The sequence below is a fragment of the Ruegeria sp. AD2(2025) genome (assembly GCF_056542385.1).
Genome location: NZ_JBQFZS010000001.1, coordinates 224,495 through 251,083 on the forward strand (window position 1 = coordinate 224,495; position 26,589 = coordinate 251,083).

24 protein-coding genes are annotated in these 26,589 nt (G+C 59.7%); 4 read left to right on the plus strand and 20 right to left on the minus strand.

Annotated features, from left to right (window positions below; genetic code table 11):
* Window positions 1-42 precede the first annotated feature (42 nt).
* The gene (gene folD, locus ACR1XV_RS01055; protein ID WP_480528416.1) at window positions 43-933 is read left to right on the plus strand and encodes a bifunctional methylenetetrahydrofolate dehydrogenase/methenyltetrahydrofolate cyclohydrolase FolD; all 891 of its coding nucleotides are present in this window, start codon (window positions 43-45) and stop codon (window positions 931-933) included.
* 209 nt (window positions 934-1,142) lie between these two features.
* A complete protein-coding gene (locus ACR1XV_RS01060) occupies window positions 1,143-1,880 on the plus strand; it encodes a LytTR family DNA-binding domain-containing protein (protein ID WP_480528417.1) in 738 nt (245 codons plus the stop codon).
* A 3-nt stretch (window positions 1,881-1,883) separates the two neighbouring features.
* Here the strand turns inward: ACR1XV_RS01060 and pdeM are convergent, their stop codons facing one another.
* From pdeM to ACR1XV_RS01135, 15 genes are all read right to left on the minus strand, one after another.
* Window positions 1,884-2,546 (minus strand): ligase-associated DNA damage response endonuclease PdeM, encoded by a 663-nt coding sequence (gene pdeM, locus ACR1XV_RS01065; protein WP_480528418.1) that lies wholly within the window; start codon window positions 2,544-2,546, stop codon window positions 1,884-1,886.
* A 41-nt stretch (window positions 2,547-2,587) separates the two neighbouring features.
* Window positions 2,588-4,999 carry a ligase-associated DNA damage response DEXH box helicase gene (locus ACR1XV_RS01070; RefSeq protein ID WP_480528419.1) on the minus strand — a complete coding sequence of 804 codons (2,412 nt, stop codon included), beginning with the start codon at window positions 4,997-4,999 and terminating at the stop codon, window positions 2,588-2,590.
* Between the two features lie 38 nt (window positions 5,000-5,037).
* Window positions 5,038-6,345, minus strand: coding sequence for an ATPase (locus ACR1XV_RS01075; protein ID WP_480528420.1), 1,308 nt, complete (start codon window positions 6,343-6,345; stop codon window positions 5,038-5,040).
* Between the two features lie 116 nt (window positions 6,346-6,461).
* Window positions 6,462-7,007, minus strand: coding sequence for a prepilin peptidase (locus ACR1XV_RS01080; RefSeq protein ID WP_480528421.1), 546 nt, complete (start codon window positions 7,005-7,007; stop codon window positions 6,462-6,464).
* Window positions 7,008-7,010: 3 nt separating this feature from the next.
* Entirely contained in the window at window positions 7,011-7,862 is an 852-nt protein-coding gene (locus tag ACR1XV_RS01085; RefSeq protein ID WP_480528422.1) for a tetratricopeptide repeat protein, read from the minus strand.
* Window positions 7,863-7,889: 27 nt separating this feature from the next.
* Window positions 7,890-8,432: a tetratricopeptide repeat protein gene (locus ACR1XV_RS01090; RefSeq protein WP_480528424.1), complete on the minus strand. Its 543-nt coding sequence runs from the start codon at window positions 8,430-8,432 to the stop codon at window positions 7,890-7,892.
* 49 nt (window positions 8,433-8,481) lie between these two features.
* Window positions 8,482-9,459, minus strand: a complete 978-nt coding sequence (locus ACR1XV_RS01095; RefSeq protein ID WP_480528425.1) for a type II secretion system F family protein — start codon at window positions 9,457-9,459, stop codon at window positions 8,482-8,484.
* A gap of 10 nt (window positions 9,460-9,469) precedes the next feature.
* Window positions 9,470-10,438, minus strand: coding sequence for a type II secretion system F family protein (locus ACR1XV_RS01100; RefSeq protein WP_480528426.1), 969 nt, complete (start codon window positions 10,436-10,438; stop codon window positions 9,470-9,472).
* Window positions 10,439-10,450: 12 nt separating this feature from the next.
* Window positions 10,451-11,881, minus strand: a complete 1,431-nt coding sequence (locus ACR1XV_RS01105; RefSeq protein ID WP_480528427.1) for a TadA family conjugal transfer-associated ATPase — start codon at window positions 11,879-11,881, stop codon at window positions 10,451-10,453.
* A gap of 17 nt (window positions 11,882-11,898) precedes the next feature.
* Window positions 11,899-13,134 (minus strand): CpaE/TadZ family protein, encoded by a 1,236-nt coding sequence (locus ACR1XV_RS01110; RefSeq protein WP_480528429.1) that lies wholly within the window; start codon window positions 13,132-13,134, stop codon window positions 11,899-11,901.
* 201 nt (window positions 13,135-13,335) lie between these two features.
* Window positions 13,336-13,953 (minus strand): OmpA family protein, encoded by a 618-nt coding sequence (locus ACR1XV_RS01115; protein ID WP_480528430.1) that lies wholly within the window; start codon window positions 13,951-13,953, stop codon window positions 13,336-13,338.
* Window positions 13,954-13,971: 18 nt separating this feature from the next.
* A complete protein-coding gene (locus tag ACR1XV_RS01120) occupies window positions 13,972-15,378 on the minus strand; it encodes a type II and III secretion system protein family protein (RefSeq protein WP_480528431.1) in 1,407 nt (468 codons plus the stop codon).
* A 194-nt stretch (window positions 15,379-15,572) separates the two neighbouring features.
* Window positions 15,573-16,448, minus strand: coding sequence for a Flp pilus assembly protein CpaB (gene cpaB, locus ACR1XV_RS01125; protein ID WP_480528432.1), 876 nt, complete (start codon window positions 16,446-16,448; stop codon window positions 15,573-15,575).
* Between the two features lie 150 nt (window positions 16,449-16,598).
* A complete protein-coding gene (locus ACR1XV_RS01130; RefSeq protein WP_480528433.1) occupies window positions 16,599-16,811 on the minus strand; it encodes a hypothetical protein in 213 nt (70 codons plus the stop codon).
* Between the two features lie 91 nt (window positions 16,812-16,902).
* Window positions 16,903-17,112: a Flp family type IVb pilin gene (locus tag ACR1XV_RS01135; RefSeq protein WP_480528435.1), complete on the minus strand. Its 210-nt coding sequence runs from the start codon at window positions 17,110-17,112 to the stop codon at window positions 16,903-16,905.
* 385 nt (window positions 17,113-17,497) lie between these two features.
* Here ACR1XV_RS01135 and ACR1XV_RS01140 point away from each other — a divergent pair, with 385 nt between their 5' ends.
* Entirely contained in the window at window positions 17,498-18,331 is an 834-nt protein-coding gene (locus ACR1XV_RS01140; RefSeq protein WP_480528436.1) for a lytic transglycosylase domain-containing protein, read from the plus strand.
* A 47-nt stretch (window positions 18,332-18,378) separates the two neighbouring features.
* Here the strand turns inward: ACR1XV_RS01140 and ACR1XV_RS01145 are convergent, their stop codons facing one another.
* From ACR1XV_RS01145 to tldD, 5 genes are all read right to left on the minus strand, one after another.
* Entirely contained in the window at window positions 18,379-19,005 is a 627-nt protein-coding gene (locus ACR1XV_RS01145; RefSeq protein ID WP_480528437.1) for a CoA transferase subunit B, read from the minus strand.
* Complete coding sequence (locus tag ACR1XV_RS01150; RefSeq protein WP_480528438.1) at window positions 19,005-19,709, minus strand: CoA transferase subunit A; 705 nt, start codon at window positions 19,707-19,709, stop codon at window positions 19,005-19,007. The genes ACR1XV_RS01145 and ACR1XV_RS01150 overlap by 1 nt, the downstream gene beginning before the upstream one ends.
* Window positions 19,710-19,801: 92 nt before the next feature.
* On the minus strand, window positions 19,802-22,477 hold the full coding sequence (gene topA / locus ACR1XV_RS01155) for a type I DNA topoisomerase (RefSeq protein ID WP_480528439.1): 2,676 nt from the start codon (window positions 22,475-22,477) through the stop codon (window positions 19,802-19,804).
* A 173-nt stretch (window positions 22,478-22,650) separates the two neighbouring features.
* Complete coding sequence (gene dprA, locus ACR1XV_RS01160) at window positions 22,651-23,775, minus strand: DNA-processing protein DprA (RefSeq protein WP_480528440.1); 1,125 nt, start codon at window positions 23,773-23,775, stop codon at window positions 22,651-22,653.
* A 231-nt stretch (window positions 23,776-24,006) separates the two neighbouring features.
* The gene (gene tldD, locus ACR1XV_RS01165) at window positions 24,007-25,428 is read right to left on the minus strand and encodes a metalloprotease TldD (protein ID WP_480528441.1); all 1,422 of its coding nucleotides are present in this window, start codon (window positions 25,426-25,428) and stop codon (window positions 24,007-24,009) included.
* A 176-nt stretch (window positions 25,429-25,604) separates the two neighbouring features.
* Here tldD and coxB point away from each other — a divergent pair, with 176 nt between their 5' ends.
* A complete protein-coding gene (gene coxB, locus ACR1XV_RS01170) occupies window positions 25,605-26,516 on the plus strand; it encodes a cytochrome c oxidase subunit II (protein ID WP_480528442.1) in 912 nt (303 codons plus the stop codon).
* Window positions 26,517-26,589: the final 73 nt, after the last annotated feature.

Below are 26,589 nucleotides of genomic sequence, written 5' to 3' on the forward strand. Positions count from 1 at the left end.
CGCAGTTTGCGCCCGATTGGTTTTGAAAGAAGGGATCGAAAGATGGCAGCCCAAATCATCGACGGTAAGGCCTTTGCGGCCAAAGTCCGCGCGCAGGTGGCCGATCAGGTTGCAAAGCTGAAGGAAGAAAACGGAATCACCCCCGGTCTGGCGGTGGTTCTGGTGGGTGAAGACCCGGCCAGCCAGGTCTATGTCCGCTCGAAAGGCAAGCAGACCGTTGAGGTCGGCATGAACTCGTACGAGCACAAGCTGGATGTCGACACGTCCGAAGAAGACCTGCTGGCGCTGATCGATAAGCTGAACAATGATCCGGCTGTGCATGGCATTCTGGTGCAATTGCCGCTGCCCAAGCATCTGAACGAAGATCTGGTGATCAACTCGATCGATCCTGCCAAGGACGTGGACGGGTTCCACATCTCGAACGTGGGTCTGCTGGGTACCGGCCAGAAGTCGATGGTGCCCTGCACGCCGCTGGGCTGTCTGATGATGCTGCGTGACCATCATGGCTCGCTGTCGGGTATGGACGCGGTTGTGATTGGCCGGTCGAACATTGTGGGCAAGCCGATGGCGCAACTGCTGCTGGGCGATAGCTGCACCGTAACCATCGCGCATTCGCGCACCAAGGACCTGCCGGATGTGGTGCGCCGCGCCGATATCGTTGTCGCCGCCGTTGGTCGCCCCGAGATGGTGCCAGGCGACTGGATCAAGGAAGGCGCAACCGTCATCGACGTGGGCATCAACCGGATCGAGCGGGACGGCAAGAACAAACTGGTCGGCGACGTCGACTTTGCCAGCGCATCCGAGCGTGCCGGTGCCATCACTCCGGTCCCCGGTGGTGTCGGTCCGATGACTATCGCTTGCTTGCTGGCGAATACCCTGACCGCCTGCTGCCGCGCCAATGGTCTGCCTGAACCCGAGGGCCTGACCGCCTGAGGTCAAAGCGGCCAAGAGACAGTAAGGGCCGGAGGACACACAGGTTCTTCGGCCCTCATTTTATCTGTTCACAGTTACATTAATTCGTACATTAACGGGTTTGACTTAACGTCAACCGATGATAAGCCTTCTGTTCCAGACGGTTACAGGGCTAGAATACCCCTCTCGTTTTCTGGTCGGTTATGTCTTGGGAGGGCGCGTTACCCCGCATGATGTCGAAATTGGCACCCGTTCTGGCTCTGTGCAGCCCGCAAAGGGTGGTGGCTGGTTTGGTCTTTATCCCACTGCTGGCCTATTCCTTCGCGCCGTTCCGGGATATGAGCCTGTCTTTCCCCCAGCGTCTGTTGTTCTGGACGGGCGTGATGCTGCTGGCGCTGGCAGCGACCTGGACGGCTCGCAAACTGGTGCGCGAAAGGCTACAGAATTCCGGGTTGCTGATCCGCGATTTTGTTTTTGCGCTGCTGATCCTGATGTTATTTGCCCCGTCTCTCTGGTTGCTGACATGGGCGCTGTTCACGCTCGGCGGTCAGATGGCACCGGGGCTTCTGGCCGTTGCACCCTATGGCGTTCTGTTTGCCGCCGGGCTGGTTCTGGTGCATCGGCGCGACCGGTCGGCGCTGGAAGCGGGATTGCAAAAACCCCGGTTGAACGCCCGGTTGCCCGCTACGTTTGGGGGTGAGATCTATCGGTTGTCGGGGCGCGATCATCTGGTCGATGTCGTCACCTCCGAAGGGACCTTCACTCTCCGCCTGCGCCTAGGCGATGCCATCGCCGAGATGGAGCCGGTCCCGGGGCATTGCACCCATCGCTCGCATTGGGTCGCGGATGCGGCGATTGCCGGGGTGGGGCAGGCAGATGGAAGAACCTATCTGTGCCTGCGAAACGACGATCTGGTGCCGGTCAGCCGCAAGTACAAACCGATGCTCAAGGCGGATGGGCTGATCTGAGGCCTAGCGTGGCATCGGCACAAGCTGCGGGCGGGGACCCGCCAAGATCGCCCGGGCATTCGACGCCATCAGGGTCGTCAACGCGTCATCGGTACTGCGCAGCCCGCCGGTATAGGTGCCATAGGCGGGCAGGATCAGTCGGGTGTCATCCAGCAGAAAGGCCGGACGCGTCATCGCGCGCCCGCGGGCGTTCAGACGGACCTTGGGATGATAGTGCCCCGAGACCTCGCCCCGGGCATCCGCGCGGGCAATGTGGCGAAAGCTTAGCCCGTTGCAGAGCCATTCGGCCAGATGCGTACCGCCCAGCTCGACCGGCCCGGGGTCATGATTGCCCTCGATCCAGATCCAACGCCGCCCGGCCTGCAGGGCGGTCACCTGCAGCGTGTCGGCATCCGCCAGCGCGCCCAAAGTATCGAGATCGTCAAAGCTGTCGCCCAGACAGATCACCGTTGCCGCGCCGGTATGGGCAAGATCGGCTGCCAGCCGGTTCAGGGTTTCGCGGCTGTCATAAGGGGGCAGGGTCGGGCCGCCACGGCGGGCTACACGCTCGGATTTGCCCAGATGCAGGTCTGACACGCAGAGCAGGTTTTGATCCCGCCACCATAATGCGCCGGACCCGAGGGCCGACAGGGATTGCCCGGCAAAGGTGAATTCAAAGGTGTTCATGATCCGTTCTTCGCCTGTTTCCCGGCGGCGCGCAAGGCGTTTCAACCCGGCGCTAACCCCGCGGCCTGCATCAGGCGGGCGCTTTCCTCGGCCAGCAGGCGTTCCTCGGCCTCGCCCTTGACCGGGACCTTGCCGACCTCAAGAAACAGCGGCGCGGCCAGCGGCGAGACCCTTTCCAGCCGCAGCAGATCGACGCGATCACCGATCCGCGCGATCATCCCCTCGATCCGTCCGAAGTCGACCAGCCCGCGCATGGCTTCCTCACGCGTGATCTGCATCAGAAGGTGGTCGGGGTCGTATTTCAGCAGCGTGTCATAGAGGATATCCGACGAAAACGTGGCCTGCCGCCCGCTTTTGCGTTGCCCGCCCGTATTGCGCTCGATCAGGCCCGCGATCGTGGCCGAGGCGCGAAAGGTCCGTTTCATCACCGCATTGCCCGCCAGCCACGTTTCCAGCCCGTCGCGCAGCGCATCCAGCCGGAACAGAGGGCGTGGATCGGTCACCGCATCCAGTCCCCAGATCAGCGTGGCATAGTCCGTGGCGACAAAGCCCAGCGGGGCCAGCCCGGTTTCCTCCATCCGTTTGGTCAGCAGCAGCCCCAGCGTCTGCTGGGCGTTGCGACCGGCAAAGCCGTAAACACACAGATGTTCGCGGCCCTGATCGGGAAAGCTTTCGATCAGCAACCGGTCACGCTGTGGCAGGCGTGAGACGTCGCGCTGCAAGGCCAGCCAGTCGGCCGTATGCGCAGGCAGCTGTGGCCAGTCAGGTTGTGCAAACATACGCAGGATGCGGTCGCTCAACTGTGTCGAGGTGGCAAATTTTGTGCCCATGAAGGTGGCGATCTTGGGCTTTTTATCGGCCCGGCGGCTAACCTCGACAACCATCTCGCGCAGACCCTCATAGCGCACGATCTGGCCGCCGATCAGGAAAGTGTCGCCGGGGGTCAGCGAGGCGGCAAAGCCTTCCTCGACCTCACCCAGAGGTTTGCCGCCGCGATTGCGTTTCAGGCGGACCTTCAGGGTGTCGGTGTCCTGAATCGTGCCCAGATTCATACGTATACGTTGCCCCGCGCGCGGGTCCCGCAACTGCCAGCGTCCGTCAGGCCGTTGCTGCAGACGCTGCCAGCGGTCATAAGCGCGCAAGGCATAGCCACCGGTGGCGCAGAACTCGAGACAGGCATCGAACGCGGCGCGGCTCAGGTCTGCGTAGGGTCCCGCCGCCGTCATCTCGGCATAAAGCGCGTCGGCCTCGAACGGCCCAGCCGCCGCCGCAATAAGGATATGCTGGCACAGCACGTCCCGGGGGCCAGACCCGCGCGGATCGCCGTCCAAATCATGCTCTTGCACCGCTTGCAGCGCGGCCACGCATTCGACCACCTCAAACCGGTTGGCGGGCACCAGCAGAGCCTTGGACGGCGCGTTATAGCGATGGTTCGCCCGCCCGATCCGCTGCACCAGACGTTTGACATTCTTCGGCGCACCTATCTGGATCACCAGATCCACGTCGCCCCAGTCGATCCCCAGATCGAGGCTGCCTGTGCACACAATTGCCCGTAAATCACCGCGCACCATCGCGGCCTCAACCCGTTCGCGCTGTTGCCGGTCCAGGCTGCCATGATGGATGCCAATGGGCAGGCCGTCATCGTTCGCAAGCCACAGATTGTGAAAGAAAATCTCGGCCTGTGCGCGGGTGTTGTGAAAGATCAGCGTGGTTTTGTGCTGCCTGATCTGCTGCAGAACCGCCGGGATCGCATAGGCCGCACCGCCGCCGGACCAGGGGGGCATCTCGTCGGTTTGCAGCATGGCGATATCAGGATCAGGTCCGGGATCGGCTTGAATGATGCGGCACGGGTCGGGGTGGCGGGCCAGAAAGCGCGCAATGCCCTCGGGGTCTTCCACGGTGGCCGACAGGCCAACCCGGCGCAGGCCCGGGCAGAGCGTTTGCAGCCGCGCCAGCGCCAGCATCAACTGATCACCGCGCTTGCTTTCGGCCAGTGCGTGAATCTCGTCAACAATGATGCGCTGTACCCCGCGAAACATCCGTGGCGCATCCTCGTATGAGGTCAGCAGGGCAAGGCTTTCGGGTGTTGTCAGCAGGATATGCGGCGGGTCGGCGCGCTGACGTTTCTTCTGCGTCGCTGAGGTGTCTCCGGTGCGGTCCTCGATGCGGATGGGCAGGCCGATCTCGTCCACGGGGGCGCGCAGGTTGCGGCGGATATCGGCAGCCAGTGCCTTGAGTGGTGAGACATAGATCGTGTGCAGCCCGTCATGCGCACCGTCGGCCAGTTCGGACAGGGATGGCAGAAACCCGGCCATCGTCTTGCCCCCGCCCGTTGGAGCGATCAGCAGGGTCGCCGGGTCCCGTGCCCGGTCGAACATCTGTTGCTGATGGGGATGGATCGACCAGCCTTTGGCGGCAAACCAATCGCTAATCCGGGCGGGAATCTGCGTCATAGACGCAGACTATCCGCACGGATGAGAAATGGCAGGGGTCAGTGGACGATCTTTTCTTCCTTGACGAACATGTTCGCCCAGGCGCGGTCGATCAGATCGGGGCTCATCTGATAGGGGATGCCCTCGAACTCGCAAATCGCGATCATCTGGTCGATCAGGAAGATCGGCTGATAGTTCGCGTAGATATTGTTGATAGTCGGATACTTGACCTTCAACAAATGGACCAGAGCGGACTCGTCCAGCGGGATGCCGCGCTTGCGGGCCACCATGGCGAAGATCTTCAAGAAGTTTTCCTGGTTCGGGCCATCGATCTTGATCTTGAAGAAGATCCGGCGCAGGGCCGCTTGGTCGAAGATTTCGTTCGGGTGGAAGTTGGTCGAGAAGATGACCAGCGTGTCGAAGGGCACCTCGAACTTCTCACCCGATTGCAGGCCAAGGATATCCTTGCTTTCCTCCAACGGAACGATCCAGCGGTTGATCAGGGCCTGAGGGGGCTCGGCCTGACGCCCAAGGTCGTCCACGATGAAGATGCCACCGGTCGATTTCAGCTGCAGCGGGGCCTGATAGGTCCGCGCGGTGGGGTTGTAGACAAGGTCCAGCATACTCAGCGATAGTTCACCACCCGTCACAACGGTCGGGCGTTCGCATTGAACGTAACGCGTATCGAACCGTTTACGGCGGCGCAGGCTGTTGGGGTCGTCTTCTTCCTGTTCGATCGCGGTATGCACGATCGGGTCGTAAACGGTGATCACCTGGCCGGAGTATTCAATGGCGCGCGGGACATAGACGCTGTCACCCAGCGCGTCGCGGATACCGTTCGAGATCGAGGATTTACCGTTGCCCGGAGGGCCATACATCAGGATCGAACGGCCTGCGCTGACCGCCGGGCCCAGATGGTCCAGCAGGCTGTCGGGCAGAACCAGATGGCCCATGGCCCCTGTCAGCTGGTCGCGTGTGACTTGAATGTTGCGGATCGACTGACGCTTGACCTGTTCGCGATAGACATCCAGCGGCACCGGCATCGCGCCGAAATATTCCGACTGGCTGAGCGCATCCAAAGCGCGCGCCTTGCCGGCATCGGTCAGCTGATAGCCCATCTCGTTGCCCGAGTTGGCATTCAGGGTCCCTGTCGCCTCAAGCAGTTTCTGTTCGCGCGCGATGTCGATCAGTTCCTGCGTGACCGAGCCGGGCAGACAGACTGCGGCGGCGACCTCGGTCACCGTGTCGACGTTCTTGCGAAAGATCGTTTTCAGCAGGATGTCCCGCATCATCACCAGCGGAAGCTGCATTTCGGCCAACCCTTTGGGGGCAGGGGGGGCCATAACCGAGGTCGTCTGCATGTTCATGAGCGGGACTCGTCTGTCAATTGTCACGTCAAAGGCCCCATAGAGGGCCGTTTGAGAAAAATTTGACGCCGCTTTGTGGCAGTACCAAGGCGCGGGCAAGGCGCGCTGATGATTGTTTACGATCCGTGAATTGTGCCCAGGATCAGATAGATGGCTAGGCTGCCCGCAAGCGCCAGCCCCATCGGAAACTGCTTGCCTCGGTCCCAGCTTTCCCAGCGCGGCGCTATTTGGCGCAGACGAGTGTGCTTGGCCAGCCGGTGTGCAGTCACCGCGCCCAACGTTGTCGCGGTCAGGATCACCAGGACCAGCCCCAGATCGCCCACCCAGACAAAGGCGGCGGCGGCGGCGCAAAACTTGGCGTCCCCGGCCCCCATCACGCCAGCCGCGTTCAGCAGGATGCCAATCAGCAGAACCACAACGATATGAAGCAGTTGCCAGACATAAACGGGCAGCACCAGTGCCACGGGGCCGAAAGACCCGCCGACCCACTCGCCGGACCAGGGCGGCAAGACAAACAAGCCGACCACCGCGAACACCACGGCCAGCGCCACAACCGCGTGGTTCTTGATGAGCATTTCACGCATATCGGTGAAGGCGACATAGAAACACAGCGGCAACACAAAGGGCAAAAACCACGCTGCTGCCACCGCGGGAATGGCCATGGATCAGGCTTCCTCAAGCGCGCGGAGCGAGCGGACCGCCTCGTCAAAATGCTGCGGATGGGTCGCGATCGCCTCGCGGTAGAGGTTTTTGGCCAGAGTGACATCACCCTGTTTGACGGCGGAAATGGCCATTGTATTCAACAGCGTGGCGCGTTCGACCTGGGTCATGGGCACCACCGGCAGGGCGTAGTTACCTTGTGCGCTGCGGGCCAGAACCAGATTGTTCTTGGCGGTGAACAGCGAGTTGTCCTGACGGATCGCCTCGGTGAACAGCCGTTCGGCCTCGGCATAGTCTCCGCGCGTCAGTTTGGAGTAACCCCAGTTATTCATAACACCCGCCGGGCGCGTGGTCAGGCCGACAGCGGTTTCATAGAAATGATCGGCGCGCTTCCAGTCCTTTCTGGAATCGGCGACCACTGCCTCCAGCCGGTACCGTTTGAATGTCTCATAGGTGGGTGGAATCTTGTCCAGCGTCGCCTTCGCGCCATCCCAGTTGCCGCTGCGTACCTGTGCGTCCGCATATTCCACCCGGTCGGCGTTGTTGGCGCCTTTCATGCCCAGCACGCGTTTCCACGCGGCGGCGGCTTCGGTGCTGCGCTTGGCGCGGGTCAGGGTGATGGCCAGGCCGCGCTGCAGGTCGATCCGGTCGGGGTTCTTGGCAGCCGCGCCCTGGAAATAGGTAACAGCCTCATTCGGGTCGGCCGCGTTCAGCATCACGTCGTTCAGGTTGGTCTCGTCAATGACGTTGACTTCCTGAAAGGTGCGCTCGACCTTTTCCTCTTCAGTCTCTTTCGCGCAAGCGGTCAAAACCAGCCCGCACGCAAGCATCGTCGGAATCAAGACGGATTGGCGCATTTTTGCGTCCTTTTACTGCTCTTGCCTCTATTGCCGGGTTTTGCGCAGAACAAATTGTCCGTTGCCGCGCTGTTCCAGCTCAAATTCTTGTTCTTGTGGGGTATTATTAACAGGATTTTCCATTTTTGCGAGTGCTAACCGCAGATTGTCACGGATTGCGTCACTTTCGCCATTGTCGAGCGCGTAGGCCTTGCGAAACACCTGCGAGGCCTCGGCATATTCGCCAGTCTCGATCAGGAAGACGCCCAGATTGTTCCATGCGACGGGCCAGTCCGGATCATCTTCGACGGCGCGGCGCAACAGTGGTTCGGCCTGCCCGATCCGGCGCAGCCCCAGATTGGCGGTGCCCAGAGACGTCAGGACCTCAGGTGTCATGCCCAGCTGCAGGGCCGCGCGGGTAAACGAATCCAGCGCCAGCTCATATTCGCCCGCTGCCATAAGACGATTGCCCACCGCAATCTCGTCCACCGCCGGGCCCTTGGGGTCGACACCTGGGGCAAAGGGATCATCGCCGGGGGCTATTTCAGTGCACGAAGCCACCATGGCGAGAACCATGGTGGCCAGAAACATTTGGCGGCAACTGAAGCCCCGGATTTGCAGTTTTGCTGCAAAGAAGGATCTATTTGTTTGCAAAATCCATGATGCCTTTTGCGGAAGGACCGACAAGAATGACCAATAGCGGGGGAACCGTCAGCATCATAGTTGCAAGTGTCATTTTTGTCGGGAGTTTGTTTGCCGCTTCCTCTGCACGCATCACCCGCTTGTCACGCATCTCATCCGCGTAAACACGCAGAGCTTCGGCGATCGAGGTGCCGAAAGTTGCCGATTGAATCATAACAGTAACGAAGGCGCTTACGTCTTGGACGCCGCAGCGGGTTGCAAAGTCGCGCAAGACGGAATCCTTCTCTTTACCGGCCTTCATCTCATATGCCACGACCTCGAACTCTTCGGCGATCTCTGGGTAGGACGCTTTCATTTCTGCAGCGACTCTGACGATTGCCTGGTCCAGCGATTGACCGGCTTCAACGCAAACCAGCATCAAATCCAGCGTATCGGGAAACCCCGCTGTGATACTCTCTTTGCGTTCCTCCACACGTCGCGTGATCCAATACTTCGGAATGAAGTAACCGACGCCGCCTGGAAGCAGCACACGGATTGCCAAGTTTTGCGGCGACAGTTCGTCATTGTCTGAGAAGAACATCACAAACACGATGCCGATGAGCAGTCCCGAAATGCCAAGGGCGAACTGGGCAAAGTGGTAAAAGCGTACCGCATCTTTCGACTGGTATCCGGCCTGCCGGAGTTTCAGTTGAACGGCAGTGTATTCTTCCTTGTTCTGTGGTTCGAGGAAGTTGGCGAATTTCTCAAGCTGTTCGTTTCGACCTGCAGTTCTGAGCCGATCTTTCTTGTCTTTCTTGTTCTTTTTCGGCGCTGCGGTAGATCGCTGCAATTTTTTCAACGGATCTTCGGGTTGATTCAGCAACAGCGGTACTGCAACGAGAACCATGAACAGACCGAGTACGCCCGCTACGATCAGTGGACCGAATTCACCAAGATAGGTGGTGAGCAGGTTATTTATTTGGGTCAACAATTCCATGGAAGTTTCCTCAGACCTTGATGTTGGTGAGAACTCGCATGACGATCAGATTCAGCGTAAGCATAATCCCAACAAAGAAACATGCAGGAATAAAGTATGGGTGATCTATCACATCATCATAATATCCTGGGTCTTTCACCAGAATAAATACCAGGCAGAACAACGGGAAACCGGACAGAAACTTGCCTGACCACTGCGCTTCCGCTGTGATGGCCTTCACCCGGCGGAACAGACGGAACCGGGCGCGAATGACTTTGGCCAGACCGGCCAGAATTTCGGCCAGGTTACCGCCGGATTGCTGCTGAATGGACACGGCAACCGCCAGAAAGCGCAGGTCCTGCATGTCCAGACGCTCGGCCAGGTCTTTTAGCGCCTCGCCGACATCGCGGCCATACGCGCACTCATCCGATATAACACCGAATTCTGTTGCCAGAGGATCTGCTACCTCGTTGGCTACGATCTGGACAGAAGACACGAAAGGGTTGCCGACACGTAAGGATCGCACCATCAGCTCAACAGCATCGGGTAGCTGTTCTTCGATGAGCGCCATGCGCTTGTTGGCTTTCTTGTTCACCCAAGCATAAACCGCGCCGACGCCGATAGCGATCGAGATCGCCGCACGCAAAGTGGTTTCAGTGGCCGTGCCGATGCTTAGTCCCATAAATGCGAGGCCGGAGACCAGCACCATGATCATGATCAGCTGCCTGGGAGAAAAGGCCAACGCCGCCTTCTGCGCCTTGTCGGCCAGCAGAGAATACAGCGGAATGCTCTGGGTTTTCATGTGCTGCTGCATTTCCTTGCGCAGCTGTTCCAGAACCTGCTCGCGCCCGACGCCTTTGTCGATCATGTCCAGGCGCCGATTGACGCGGCTGTTCAGGCTGATCGACTTGCCGAAGGCAACCAGATAGATCCCTTCAACTAGGGCGACGACGCCAACGAAGATGGCGACATAGATGAGAGCCTCAACAGGCAGTTGCATATCTCAGGTCTCCTACATCGTGGTTGGGTCATAGATCGAAGCGGGCAGGTCAAAGCCCCACAGGCGGAAGCGCTCGGAATAGTGGCTGCGCACGCCGGTGGCTGTGAAATGGCCGATGATCTTGTTGTCAGGCGTTAACCCAACGCGTTGGAAACGAAAGATTTCCTGCATCGAAATCACGTCGCCTTCCATCCCGGTAATCTCGGTGATCGAGGTCATCCGGCGCGAGCCGTCCTGCAAGCGGCTGGCCTGCACGATCAGGTTCACAGCTGATGCGATCTGGCTACGGACCGCCTTGATCGGCATCTCGATCCCGGCCATCGCGATCATATTCTCAAGACGCGAGATACCATCCCGGGCCGAGTTCGCGTGGATCGTGGTCATCGAACCGTCGTGGCCGGTGTTCATGGCCTGCAGCATGTCGATCACCTCGGCGCCACGCGTCTCGCCCACGATGATGCGGTCAGGGCGCATCCGCAGGGCGTTTTTCAGACAGTCGCGCGGGCTGACCTCGCCTTTGCCTTCGACGTTGGGTGGGCGGCTTTCCATCCGGCCCACATGGGTCTGCTGCAGTTGAAGTTCCGCCGTATCCTCGATGGTCAGGATGCGTTCGGCATCGTCGATGAAGCTGGATAGGGCGTTCAGAGTGGTCGTCTTACCCGAACCCGTACCGCCGGAGACGATGATGTTCAGTCGGGTCGAGACCGCGGCCTGCAGATAGGCGGCCATTTCTTCGGTGAAGGCACCGAAATTGACCAGATCGTCAATGCCCAGCTTGTCTTTCTTGAACTTACGAATGGAAACCAGCGATCCATCCACCGCAATCGGCGGCACCATGGCGTTGAAACGCGAGCCATCGGCCAGACGGGCGTCAACATAGGGGTTGGATTCATCAACGCGACGACCCACGGCGGACACGATCTTGTCGATGATCCGCATCAGGTGCTTTTCGTCCTTGAACGTGATGTCGCTGAGCTCCAGCTTACCCGCGCGTTCCACAAAGATCTGCTGCGGGCCGTTCACCAGAATATCGTTGACCGTATCATCCTGCAGCAGCGTCTCGAGCGGGCCGAGGCCGGTGACCTCGTCATAAAGCTCTTTGTTCAACTGGCTCCGGTCTTCGCGGTTCAGCACAATGTTGCGCGCTTCCAGAACTTCGCTGGCGATTGCGCTGATCTCGGTCCGCAGCTCGGCCTCGGCCGCGTTTTCAAGGGCGGCGAGGTTCAGGTTCTCCAGCAACTCGCGGTGCAGTTCCAGCTTGATCTCGCCCAGGCGCTCTTTGCGCTTGCGCTCTTTGTCGTTGCCAACAACCTCGGCTGCCTTCTTCTGCACCGGCTTGCGGGCCACCGCCGTGGCGGTGGGCGCGGCGGCAGCAGGGGCTGCGGCGGGCGCTTTGGTCTCGACCGGCTGCGCCGAGGGCTGTTTCTTGTATCTTGAAAACACGGTGGTTCCCCCTCGGGTTATGCGGCTTCGGCGTCGCTGCTGCCCAGGCTATGAAGGGACTGGGCCAGCTTGGCGATCTCGCGGCGCAGCGGGTTTTTGGCCGCCGAACTGGCCAGTGGCAGCCCGTGGTCACCGCTTTGCATGACCGGCTTGCCGCCATCCGGCAGCAGCAGGTCGATCGAAATGCCCAGGCTCTCGCCCATGCGCTTGACTCGGCTCTTGCCGTTGAGATCGGTGAATTTAGGTGCCCGGTTCATCGCGAAACGCAGTTTGTTGAACGGCAATTCCTCGGCCTGTAGGGCCCGTTTCAGCCGCAGCGCGTTCTGGGCCGAGCGCATGTCCAGCTCGATCAGCGCAAAATAGACATGCGCCGCCTGCAGAACCGTCTCGGACCACTGCACCAGCGTCTTGGGCATATCGACGACGACATAGTCGAAATGGCTGCGCGCGGTGTCGATCACGCGCTGGATGTCTTCAGGCGTGATGATGTCCAGCGGCACCATATCCGAGGGTGCCGTCAGTACCTGCAGCTTGTCCTCGAATGTTTGCAACGCCTGACCAAAGGACTCCTCGTCCATGGACGCGGTGTCCGAGAGCATCTCGAACACGGATTCGTGGCGGGGCAGGTCCAGATAAGTCGATACCGTACCGTATTGCAGGTCGAGGTCGATCAGACAAACCTTGGGTGCCTCTTTTGCTGACACGGTCGCAAGCTCCCAGGCCAGGTTGACGGCCATGGTGGTCGAGCCGACGCCGCCAGCAAGCCCCTGAACCACAAACAACGCGCCTTCTTTCGACGCGCCATTGGCCAGCGGTACCGCAGCCGCCTGAGGAGCAGCGACAGGATCGGGCCGGTTCATCCGCTCGATGGCTTCCTGCAGCTCGTTTTCCGGCAGCGGGTAGGGGACGAATTCGTCGGCCCCCTTGCGCAGCAGCTGATGCAGCGCGGCGGGCGTGACATCCTCGGCGATCAGAACAACCTTGATGCCTTTTTCCTTGGCCTGAGTGATGATTTCGCCCATCAGGGTCAGGTTGTCTTCGTCATCGCCATCCAGGGCGAGCGCCACGAACTGCAGCGATTCGGCCTCGGGCTGGCTGAAGAAGGCCAGGGCCTCGGCAAAACCAAGATCGCCCCAACGCTCACCCAGCGCGGCCTCCATGTCCTCGATCAGCAGGTCGAAATTCTGGACATCCCGGCTGATGGTGCAGGCCAGAATGGCGGAGTTTTCATCGTGCGGCGTCGCGCTCGTCATTAACACAATCCTCGTCGAGAGGGCTGAGCAAACCGATTGAACGCGTGAAAAGTCAGTTCTGGTTTGCTGTCGCCCGTTGCGGTCAACTTTGGCCGCAGGTCACCCAATTGTTCACAATGTCGCTTGGAAGTAGGGCAAGAATTGGGCGCAAAAGAACCAATTGTGGGGAAATGGGCGACAATGCCGCCCAATCCTCTATTATTATCCGTCTGAGCTGTCTTGTTCTTGGATGATGCTGACCGGGGCCGCGCTCGTTATGTACTCGCGGTAGATCACTTCAGCGTATTTTCCATCCAACAAGGTGGGGTGGCGATCTATGAAGCCGGATACTTCCGTAACCGTACGCCGGTTACGCCGGTCGCGATCCTGAGTTGCCACAAGGGGTCGCGATTTGCCAAAAGATACAACTGCTTCAAGCCTTGATCGGGAAATTCCCTGCCGTGTCAGGAAGGCGACGGCTGCATTGGCGCGACGCTGTCCGAGGCGCTTATTGTACGCTTCAGAGCCAACCGCATCCGTGTGACCGTAGACCCGAAACCGCGCTTCAGGGAATTGCTTAATCCATGCGGCCTGTTGCAGCAGGATACGCTGCGCCGAAGCATCGAGCCTCGCGCTGTCGAACGCAAAGTTGATTTGTGTTGGAACCTCAGCTGCGAAACGTTGGGCGAGAATTTGACTATAAGTCAGTTCGCCGTTCATGACCTGAATGTTGTTCAGGGTCGCGTTCCCAAAGGTGCCAGCATCAATCTCGTATCCGGCTTCGCGCGTGCAACCAGCGACAGCAACCGAAAGAGTGAGTGCGATAATCCACTTATCCATTGGTTCTATCCTCTCCTATCAATCCAGGACATAGCCGTACGACTGGCCGAAATCCTGCTTGGCGACTTCGGACGCAGCGCCGTTTCCGGCACGTTCGGTCCGCGCGACTTTGCCGTTGATAAACAGGTCGAATTCGCTGGGCGGTTTCACCCTGTCTGTAGGCAGTGCTAGGGCCTCGCCACGCGTCGGCGACACCAGATGCGCGGTAACGATGATAATCAACTCGCTTTGCTCACGCTGGTATTGGGCGCTGCGGAACAACGCGCCCAGAACAGGTACGTCACCCAACCACGGAACCTGATTGCTCAAGTCAGCGAAATCATCCTGGATTAGCCCGGCAATTGCAAAGCTCTCACCGTCACGGAGCTCCACAGTCGTCTTGGTTTGACGAACGATGAAGCTGGGCACAGAGTCGCCATTGATTGTGAAATTCGAGTTTGGATCGATGCTCGAAACCGATGCTCCCATCTCGAGGTTGATCACATCACCGTCGACCACGCGCGGTACGAATAGAATAGATACACCGAACTGGCGATATTCAATTGCAACGACACCATCATCTTGAGGGACAGGTATCGGCACTTCTCCGCCAGCCAGAAACTCGGCCTCTTGTCCCGACAGAGCGGACAGATTCGGTTCGGCCAAACTCCGTGCAAGACCTTTGGACTCAAGCGCTTCCAGTAGCAGGCGCACCTGCGTGGATCCGGCGCCGAATCCGAATAGGATCGCACCGGTATTGGTCTGCGTCACAGGGATATTGTTCGCCAAGGCATTGGTCAAAGCGCCCTGGTTGTTCAGGGTGTTGATACCCGCTGTTACGTCACCGCCACCAAAGCCCAGCGAAGCCGACAGGTTCTTGGCCACAGATCGGTTCATCTCAGCGAAGCGCACTTTCAGCATGACCTGCTGCACACCGCCGACATTCATAAGATTCGAAACGCGTTCCGGCGCGTAACGTTCCGCCAGCTCGAGAGCACGTGCAAGTCGGGCGCTGCTCGAAACAGTACCAGATAGGACGATGCCATCATTGGCAGTGCGGACTTCGATTCGCTCATTGGGCAGAATCTGGCGAAGCCGTTCTTTGAACTCGGTGACATCGGGGGCGACGCGTACGCGGACGTTGGCAATCAGGTTGCCCGCGCCATCGAACAGCGTCATGGTTGTCATCCCGGGCTCGCGGCCAAGAACATATATTGTCCGGTCCGACAGCGTCGAGATGTCCGCAATGCCGGCATTTGCAATGCTGATGTCGGCGAAAGGTTGTTCGCTTTCAACAACGATGGCGCGGTTGACGGGGACATCCAGCGATTCTGCTGTGCCCTTTTTCACCACGCGAAGGGTTTCAGCCCAGGCGGCATCGCCGACCGGGCCCACTACAAGCGCCAACCCCAGCAGGGTTGCGCTGATCCAGGAACGTATTGTCATGTGACCTGCCTCTCCGATCACCACTCTATTATATGGGTCTTATGCCCTCTATCGGGAAACCCTGCGCGAAATCGGGATTTATTGCAATAATCAATGGTTTCTGGAATTTTCTTTATGTGGACAATCCGCAACATCGCAACGAAAATGGCCGCGCTGGGTGCGCGGCCAGTGACGTGTAACAGACTGAATTGACGTCAGTTTGTGCAGGGGATGGGTGTTTCAACGGTTTCCCCGCCGCGGCGTGTCCGGATGGTGCAGACCTTCTTTTGTTCTACCTCCGGTGCGGGAGCGGCTTCCTTGATTCCCAGCAGCTTGCGCTGGTCGATCTCGATTGCGCTTGCAACCGCGTCGTCCTGGGCACCAACCAAAGCCAATGAAAGACGACCCGTGTTCTGGGCTTGTGCCAAAGCGGCGATTTGTTCTGGGGTCGCGGCGACCGTGACTGTGCGGGCGATCGTGGCACCTGTCAGGTCGGATCCAGCAATCTGATCGACGGCGATAAGTTGGATTTTGGTTTGGATCAGGCGCGTTATCTCGCCTTGCGCACCATCAACTGTGCCGCGCAGAGAACCTGTCCAATAGACATCCACATTGTCGCCGGGGCGCAGGAAGCCCGACACGCCAGATGCGACATCAACGCTGATCGCAAAGGCGCGCATTCCTTTCTCAAGCTGTGACGTAAGGCCCGCAGATTCTCCGGGTCGGGTCACCTTGACCTCCATCACCGCTTCGTCCTTTTCCATGGCCCGCAGAACGAAGCGTTCATTCTCACCAGTTTCAGGGAAAAGAGCTGCCATCTCTGTAAAGCTGCCCTCGGGGATCGCATCTTCTGGCCAGTTGACGACGCGAATATCTTCTTCGGTCAGGGGCTCACCATATTTCAGGGCGCGGTTAACCACCAGTACACTAATGGTGGTTACCGTGTTCACCTTTGCCAAAGCATCCTGTGCAGCTTGCCGCTCGCGGGCGAGTTGTTTCTGGTGCTGCGTGATGTAATCACGTGCCATATATACGGCGCCGCCAGCCAAAGCCACGCCGACAATTAGGACAAGTCCAAATACTGCGCGCATCTACGTCCCCTCGTGTTTCGTTTTGTAGTTTCTCGCCGTGAAGTTCGCAACGAGCATCAGTGCTGCATACGCCTGAATTGTGTCGAAAAGGGGGACAATAGCTTATTTTGTTTACGTCCCTGCCTTTCCGCAAATAAAAACCCCTCCAATTCAGGGATCAGAAGGGCTAAAGCTGACGGTGACATCCTGAACATCAAGTTGCGTCAGGGCCTGCCCCGTTCGTTCGTCAATATCGTTGACGGGTTGGGCGACGTTCAAGCCGATAAAAACGCCCAATCCTACGACTGCGGCAGTCAACACAACCCAATCGACCGTTACGGCTCCCTCTTCGCGCCCAAAAAAAAGTGTGATTTTTTTTAACATGGGACCAACCATCGTCTGAGTTAAAAAAAATGGTGGGGTCAAGCTGGATAAAGCTGGACCCCACCACTACAAAGCTACAACAGCACGGCTATTACTCAGAGAAGTTGACGTCCGGATCTTGGGTCGCGGTTGCGACGGTGCCCAGAGCGTTGCCGATTTCGGTCGAAACGCTGGCGGTGCCGGTGCCGATTGCGTTGTAAGCAACAGCGGCCAGGCCAACAACGGCTGCGGTCAGAACGACCCAGTCTACAGTTACGGCGCCGTCTTCGTCTTTGCGGAAGTTCTTGATGAACTTGATCATGTTACGTCCCTCCTAAAGGATCAAATAGTAAATTAACCTCGGCGTCTTTCAGAGCTTTCTCTCTCAGTCCGCTCCCGATCGTCTCGGTATGGGTCTATGTTTGCCCCTTGTGCGTGGCAGGAATTGGGCCAAACCCCAATTTTTTCGCTCAAAGCTTAATTTTTTGGTTATAAAATTCGTAACATACTGAAAACATGAGTTAAAAATTCAGTCTTTTTTTCCACCCCAGGCCGCGAGCGATGCAAAATAGCGGCAAATGAGGCGAAATTGCCCCATTTCGCTTTGTTTTTCTGGTGTTGGCAGCGGTTATCGGGTTCAAACTACTGAAAAAGAGAAAAATCGAGGCAGGCAAATGTATCTCCGGAACGCACTTATATGCGCCGGTATGGCGGCATGGCTTATTGGTGGGGCGCTTCCGGTATCCGCGGGCGATCCCGAACCGCGTGGAGTCTATAAGCGGATCAAGGCTCCTAAACCCGGAACGCGCGCGCGGGTGACGATCCAGATCACACCCGAGCAACACGCGGCGTCGCCGTCGGCCCCCAGTACCGGCGCTGAACTGATCGTGCCCGACACCATTGCGCGCGCGAAGGTTCCGCCGTCGATCCCGCCAAAGATCGCGGGTACGGAAAAACCGGTCGGGTCCTACAAGGCATTCTGGAGCAGGGTGTCGCCCGATCTGGCGCAGGCCAGCGCGGGCCGGTTGCGAGAGGCCATACAGGCCCTGTCGGCGACCAGCGTCGCCACGCCACGCCTTCAGACCATTCAGGATATCGCCGATCAGCGCGGTGTCGACATCCTGCGGGCGACAGTGGGGACCAATGTGTCCCCCGCGCTGGTGCTGGCGGTGATCTCGGTGGAATCAGCAGGCCGGGCCGAGGCGGTCAGTTCCGCCGGGGCGCAGGGGCTGATGCAACTGATGCCCGCCACGGCGGCGCGTTTCGGAGTCAAGGACAGCTTCAAGCCCGAACAGAATATCGAGGGCGGCGTGAAATACCTGCACTGGCTGATGGAAGAGTTCGGTGAGGACCCGATTCTGGTACTGGCCGGATATAATGCAGGCGAGGGGGCGGTGCGCAAACACAGCGGCGTGCCCCCATATGCCGAGACCCGGGATTATGTGCCCAAGGTGCTGGCCGCGTTTCAGGTGGCGCGAGCGTTGTGCACCAACCCGCCCGAGTTCATCTCGGACGCTTGCGTCTTTCAGACCGTAAATTGAAAAAGGCCCGCGTCCTGCGCGGGCCTTTCAAATTCGTAGGGCACGGGTCAGTTGACCAGAGTGGCCTCGGTCGCGGCGCGAATCTCGTCCTCGGTGACGCCTTCGGCCAGTTCGACGATTTTCAGACCGCCTTCGACCACGTCCAGCACGCCGAGATTGGTGATGATGCGGTTCACCACCTGCTTGCCGGTCAGCGGCAGGGTGCATTTCTTCAGCAGCTTGGATTTGCCGTGCTTGTTGGTGTGATCCATCACCACGATCACACGGCCCACACCCGCAACCAGATCCATCGCACCGCCCATGCCCTTGACCAGAACGCCAGGGATCATCCAGTTGGCCAGATCGCCCTCTTCATCCACCTCCATCGCGCCCAGCACGGCGGCGGCGATCTTGCCGCCCCGGATCATGGCAAAGGATGTGGCGCTGTCGAAATACGAGGTGCGGGGCAGTTCGGTGATCGTCTGCTTGCCGGCGTTGATCAGGTCAGGGTCCTCTTCACCCTCGAAGGGGAAGGGGCCCATGCCCAGCATTCCGTTCTCGGACTGCAGGGTGATGTCCTTGTCGCCCACATAGTTCGCCACCAGCGTCGGGATGCCGATGCCGAGGTTCACATACATGCCGTCTTCCAGCTCTTGCGCCGCGCGCGCGGCCATCTGATTCCGATCCCAGGGCATTATGCGTCCTCCTTCTTGCGGGTGGTGCGCTGTTCGATGCGCTTTTCATGGCTGCCTTGAATCAGGCGATGCACATAGATGCCGGGCAGGTGGATGCTGTCGGGGTCCAGCGAACCGCGGGGCACAATCTCTTCAACCTCGGCGATGCAGAGCTTGCCGCAGGTGGCCGCCGGAGCATTGAAGTTACGCGCGGTCTTGCGGAAGATCAGGTTGCCGGTGTCATCGGCCTTCCACGCCTTGACGATGGCGAGATCGGCGAAAATGCCTTCTTCCATGATATGGGTTTCGCCGTTGAAATCCTTGTGCTCTTTGCCCTCGGCGATCACGGTGCCGACGCCGGTCTTGGTATAGAAGCCCGGGATGCCCGCGCCACCGGCCCGCATCCGTTCGGCGAGGGTACCCTGCGGGGTGAATTCCAGCTCAAGCTCGCCGCTCAGGTACTGGCGCATGAATTCCGCGTTCTCGCCGACATATGAACTGATCATCTTCTTGACCTGTTTGGTCTGCAGCAGGATGCCGATACCGAAATCATCCACACCGGCGTTGTTCGATGCAAAGGTCAGGTCCTGCACACCCGATTCCCGGATCGCCTCGAGCAGCAGTTCCGGGATGCCGCACAGGCCGAACCCGCCTGCGGCGATCAACATGCCATCCGACAGCACGCCATCCAGCGCTTCGGTGGCATTGGCATAGACTTTTTTCATGGAAAACTCCCCCAATGACATGGTGTTGGGCCGATTTGTGCCGCCACGTCACGGGGAAGTCAATGAAACCAGAGGGTCAGTGGTATTTCTACCTAACTGGCCGCTTTCTTGGTGGTCTTCTTCGCGGCGGCCTTCTTCTTGGGGGCCGCTTTTCGTTTTGTGCCCTTCTTCGCCGCCTTCTCGTTGGCCAGCTCTACCGCCATTTCAAGCGTCACGTCCTCGGGCTTGATGTCCTTGGGCAGGGTCGCGTTGACCTTCTCCCATTTCACATAAGGCCCATACCGCCCGTCCAGAACCTGCATCGCACCGCCATCGGGGTGTTCGCCCAGCTCTTTCAACGGTTTCGCAGCCGCCCGCCGCCCGCGTCCCGGATTGGCGCGCTTTTCGGCCAGCAGTTCGACGGCACGGTTCATCCCGATCTCGAAGACATCGTTGGGGTCTTTGAGGTTGGCATAGACCGGTTTGGCCTCATCGGCCAGCTGATGCATCAGATACGGCCCGAACCGCCCGAAATTCGAGGTGATCATGCCGCCCTCGGGGTGTTCACCGATCTGGCGGGGCAGAGACAGCAGGGTCAGAGCCTTCTCCAGATCCATGTCATCCTTGCTCCACCCACGGGGCAAGGAGGCGCGTGGAGGTTTCTTGTTCTCGGGCGTGGGCTCGCCACGTTGCACATAAGGTCCAAAACGGCCGGATTTCAGCCAGATCTCATCTCCCGCATCCTCACCCAGCAACCGTTCGTCGCCCTCGGCGCCTTCACCCGCGATGGGGCGGGTATAGGTGCATTCGGGATAGTTGCCGCAGCCGACAAACCCGCCCGTGCGCGAGGTTTTCAGGTGCAATTGCCCCACGCCGCATTTCGGGCAGACACGCGGGTCTGTCCCATCCTCGCGCGGTGGATAAAGCTGTGGGGCCAGCGCCTCATCCAGCTTGTCCAGCACTTCCGAGATGCGCAGTTCGGACGTCTCGCCAATCGCGGCCGAAAAATCGCGCCAGAACTTGCCCAGCAGGTCCTTGTAGTCACGGTCGCCCGCGCTGACATCATCCAGCTCTTCTTCCAGATTGGCGGTGAACTCATAGCCTACGTATTGCCGGAAGAAATTCAGCAGAAAGATCGTGACGATCCGGCCCTTTTCCTCGGGGATCAGCCGGTTTTTGTCCTTGCGCACATATTCACGGTCCTGAATCGTGGTCACGATCGACGCATAGGTCGACGGTCGACCAATCCCCAACTCTTCCATCCGCTTGACCAGCGTGGCCTCGGTATAACGTGGCGGTGGTTGGGTCTCGTGACGCTTAGCCATCACGTGTTTTTCGGAGTATAGAAGGCCAGATTTGTACCTGATTATCGGATCGCTGTCGTCCTCATCGTTAATCGCCTCCTCCTCTTCAACCGCTCGGCTGAATTCTGTAATAAAGAGCCCGGTCCCTTCAACCAGAGGAGCCGGATCGCCCTGCATGATCTGGGGCAGGCGCTTTTCATCGTCGTCTGCGACGTCATCGCGGCCTTCTTCATAGACGCGCATGAACCCGTCAAACAACACCACCTGACCTGTGGCGCGCAGACCGACCTGGCCGTCATCGCTGCCAATCTCGACCGTTGTCCGCTCCAACCGGGCGGCGGCCATCTGACAGGCGATGGTGCGTTTCCAGATCAGATCATACAGCTTGCGCTGATCCTCATCCGTCACCTTCAGCGCCTTGGCGTCGCGCGCCATATCCGTGGGGCGGATACATTCATGCGCCTCCTGCGCGTTCTTGGCCTTGTTCTTATAGATACGCGGGCTGTCGGGCACGTATTCGGCACCATAGCGGTCCGAGATCGCATCGCGCGCGGCAGCCACAGCCTCCGGTGCCATATCGATGCCATCGGTCCGCATATATGTAATGTACCCGGCCTCATACAGCCGCTGCGCCACCTGCATCGCATGGCGCGCGCCCATTCCGAATTTACGGCTGGCCTCTTGCTGCAGAGTCGAAGTCATGAACGGCGCGCTGGGGTTGCGGGCGGCGGGTTTGGCCTCGACCGACGTCACGCTGAGCGCACGGCTGGTGATCGCCTGAACCGCCAGTTCCGCCTGCGTGGCGTTGGCCAGATCGTGCTTGTCCAGTTTTTTGCCTGCCAGAGTGACCAGCCGGGCCTCATAAGTCTGACCGCGCGGCGTCTCGAACAACGCCCGGACCGACCAGTATTCAACCGGTTTGAATGCCTCGATCTCCATCTCACGTTCGACGATCAGGCGCAGGCAAACCGATTGCACTCGGCCCGCGGACCGCGCGCCGGGCAGTTTGCGCCACAGCACCGGCGACAGGTTGAACCCCACCAGATAATCGAGCGCCCGGCGGGCCAGATAGGCCTCGACCAAAGGCATATCGACCTGGCGTGGGTTCTGCATTGCCTCGGTCACGGCGTCCTTGGTGATGGCGTTGAAGGTCACGCGGCTGACCGGCGTGTCCTTTTTGATCGAACGCCGCTTGGTCAGCGCCTCTTGTAGGTGCCAGCTGATCGCCTCCCCCTCGCGATCGGGGTCGGTGGCGAGGATCAAGGCGTTGTCCTCTTTCAGGGCGTCGGCAATGGCCTTGACGTGCTTGCGGCTGTCATTGCCGACCTCCCATTTCATCGAGAATTCTTCGTCTGGATCGACTGATCCGTCCTTGGGCGGCAGGTCCCGCACATGGCCGTATGAGGCCAAAACAGTGTAGTCGGGGCCGAGATACTTATTGATTGTTTTTGCTTTGGCCGGAGATTCTACAACAACGACAGGCATTTAAGGGGAAACCTCGCTCGACGAAATGGACGCCTTCTATGGTGGTGCAAAATGTGTGGGGCAAGGCAGGATTGTCAATGCGTTCCTTTGGCAGCCGAAAAAATGGCGCGTTTCCAGCACGCTACCCGCTGTTGTGCTGCGTTCCGCGCGTTGCCGCGACCAGCATGAGGCCATCAGCCAGTCAGCGACAAAAGCCCGCCCGGCTGACGCTGGATTCGGCCATCCAGCTCCAGATCAACCAAGGCCGGGCCGAGATCCCCAGCCGAGGCCGCGATATCGCGTAGCAACTGATCCTCGGCGATTGGCGAGGGACCAAGCCGCGCCAGTATCTGAGCTTGCAGCGCTGCGGCCGGGGCAGGGGGCGCAGGTCGTGGCGGTTGCGGGTGGTCGCGGAACAGGTCTTCCTGCTTGGGCAGCGCCTCAATCACGTCCTCTGCCGAACGCACCAGCGTGGCCCCGTCGCGAATCAACAGATTGCATCCGGCAGCGCGTGCGTCGAAGGGGTGGCCGGGCACGGCCAGAACCTCTCGGCCCTGATCCAGCGCATCGCGCGCGGTGATCAGGCTGCCGGATTTGGCTGCCGCCTCAACCACCACAACCGCCCGCGCAAGGCCCGAGATAATCCGGTTGCGTCGCGGAAAATGCCGGGCTTGCGGCGTCACACCCATCGGCTGCTCGGACAGGCGCAGGCCCTGTGACGCGATCTGCCGCGCGAGATCCGTGTTCTCTGCCGGATAAATCACGTCCACGCCGCCCGCCATCACAGCAATGGTGCCGGTGTCGAGCGCTGCAAGATGGGCTGATGTATCAATGCCTCGGGCCAGCCCCGAGACGATGATATGTCCGCGTTTCCCCAAATCGGTCGCCAGCCCGCGTGCCATCCGCGCCCCGAGGGACGAGCAGTTGCGCGCACCGACCATGGCGATCACAGGTTTCTGCAAGATCGAGACGTCGCCAATCGCCCATAACAGAGGCGGCGCGTCTGATAGGTCATTCAAGGCGCTGGGAAAATCGGCGACCCCAAGGCACAAAAGCCGCGCATTCGCGGCCTTTGCGGCCCTGAGTTCCGCCTCGATCACGCCGGGGGGGCAGATTTCATACCCTTCTATCCCGGCAGCGCGTGCCATTTCAGGCAGCGCGGCCAGCGCGTTCTGCGCCGAGCCATGTTCGCGCAGCAGCCGGCGAAACGTCGCCGGACCTACCTTGCGCGAGCGCAACAGACGGAGCCAGGAAAACCGGTCCTCTTCCGTGGTGGGTGGGAGTGGGGGGTGATTGGAAGAAAGCTGCTCTTCGGTCATCCGATGCTCCGCCTGATTGCAGAACTGGTTTACCGGGTTTGGGGTTAACAGCTTGTAAATCGATGAAAATTAGACGTGATTTGTTCGGGGTTCGCCTTTGAGAGAGAGCCCATGTCTTTGAGATGGCAAAGAAAATTCGTACGAATTTTCTTGGCGCGGCTTGCGCTGGCAGCACTTCATTCGGGGCGCGTGTTATTAACCTTGCGCCCCTGTCCGTTCGCTGATTCTGACTCAGGCCGCCGAGCCGCCCACCGTCAGCCCGTCCATCAGCACGGTCGGTTGGCCGACACCGACCGGGACCCATTGGCCATCCTTGCCGCAGGTGCCCATCCCCGGATCCAGCGCCATATCGTTGCCCAACCCACGGATGCGTTTCAAAGCCGACGGCCCGTCGCCGATCAGCGTGGCGCCTTTGACCGGGGCGCCGATCTTGCCGTTTTCGACGCGATAGGCCTCGGTGCAGGAGAAGACGAATTTACCGTTGGTGATGTCGACCTGACCGCCGCCAAAACCCACCGCCCAGATACCATCCTTGATGTCGGCCACCAGCGCGGCAGGGTCGGCATCTCCGCCCAGCATAATCGTATTGGTCATGCGCGGCATCGGTTTGTGCGCATAGCTCTGTCGCCGCCCGTTGCCGGTGGGCGAAACGCCCATCAAGCGGGCGTTCTGGCGGTCCTGCATATAGTCGGTCAGGATACCGTCTTCGATCAGTACGGTTCGCGAACTGGGCGTACCTTCGTCATCCACGGTGATTGATCCGCGCCGGTCCGCAATGGTGCCGTCATCCACCACCGTCACTCCTTTCGATGCAATTTGCTGCCCCATCAGACCGGCAAAGGCCGAACTGCCCTTGCGGTTGAAGTCGCCCTCAAGCCCATGACCGATGGCCTCGTGCAGCAGGATGCCGGGCCAACCGGGGCCGAGCGCGACTTCCATCACGCCCGCGGGGGCGGGCACCGCATCCAGATTGACGAGGGCAATACGCAGCGCCTCGCGGGCCTTGTCCTGCCAATCGGCCGGATCAATGAGCCCGTCCAGCCCGACGCGACCGCCACCCCCGGCCGAGCCGCTTTCGCGCCGTCCGTTCTGTTCCACGATGACCGAGACATTCAGGCGTGTCATCGGGCGCACGTCGCGTACCAACACGCCATCGGGGCGCAGGATCTCGACCTCTTGAACGGCGGCTGCGATGGTGGCGCTGACCTGCACCACGCGCGGGTCCAGATCGCGGGCAAAAGCGTCGATGGCGCGCAGGGTCTCGATCTTGACAGGGAAATCTGCGGATTCGATGGGGTCTTCGTCCGTATACAGCCGGATATTCGTGGCGCGCGGCGCCTCGGACAGTGTGCCGCCGCCGTCGCCAACCGCCAACCGCGCTGTCTCAGCCGCACGTTTCAGGGCCGGGATCGAAACATCGGTCGCATGGGCATATCCGGCCACTTCGCCCTGCACGGCGCGCAGGCCAAACCCCTCGGACGCGTCATAAGAGGCCGTGCGCAGACGGCCATCATCAAAGACCAGAGACTCGGATTTTCGGCGTTCAACAAACAGCTCTCCGTCCTCGGCCCCGGCAGTGGCCGATTGCAGAACCGCCAGCGCCTCATCCTGCGGAAGAGTGCTTTCAAAGGGGCGAAACGGGGCCTGAGTCATTGGTTGCGACCTTTCCGGTTTGATCCAGATCAAAAATAGCGTCTGTTTGACGCAAGCATTTTGCTTTATCTACCCGCAGGAATATGGTTTTTAACGCGGCCAAAGACAACGGGTGAGGTGTGGCCGATTCACACCTTTTCGCCAGGGACGCAAAGATCAAACGATCAGGACAGAAAATGAAGAATGCTTTGATGCTTTCGGGGCTAGTGACAGCCCTCTCCAGCCTTCCCGCCATGGCTCAGGAGCTTGAGATTATTGGCAAGCCGGTCGATGGCGGCATTGGTTTCCAGCCAGCTGCCACCAGTCTGGCCGAGGGGATCCATTCGCTGGACAGCATGATTCTGGTGATCATCACCGCGATCTGTGTGTTCGTCGCGGGCCTGCTGGTTTACTGCATCGTGCGCTACAACCAGCGCGCCAACCCGACGCCGGCGCGATTCTCGCACTATACCCCGGTCGAGATCGCGTGGACGCTGGGTCCGATCCTGATTCTGGTTTTCATCGGTGCCTTCTCGTTGCCTGTGCTGTTCAAGCAGCAGGAAATTCCCGAAGGCGACGTGGTGATCAAGGTCGTGGGCAACCAGTGGTACTGGACCTATGAATATGTCGATCACGATTTCGCCTTTGACAGCTATCTGCTTGGCCACCCTGCCACTCTGGATGAGGGTGCGCGCCCGGCGGATGCAGACGTAACCCCGTTTGTTCTGGACGATGCGATGCGCGCCAAGCTGGCGGATGCCGGTTATGGCGAAGACGAGTGGCTGCTGGCCACCGACACCGCCGTTGTTGTGCCCGTGGGCAAGGTTATCGTGATGCAGGTTACCGCGTCGGACGTGATCCACTCGTGGACCATCCCGTCCTTTGGCGTAAAGCAGGACGGTGTGCCCGGTCGTCTGGCCGAGCTGTGGTTCCAGGCCGACAAGGAAGGCGTCTATTTCGGACAGTGCTCGGAGCTGTGCGGCAAGGACCACGCCTATATGCCGATCACCGTCAAAGTGGTCAGCGAAGAGGCCTATGAGGAATGGCTGCAGGGCGCCGTGGAAGAGTATGCGGGTCAGCCTGCTGCGTATCAGGTGGCCTCGAACTAAGCCCGTTGCGGGTTAGGTAAAACATGCGGGCTGCGCGGGTTTCGCGCAGCTTTTGCCCCGAAAAGGACCGGAC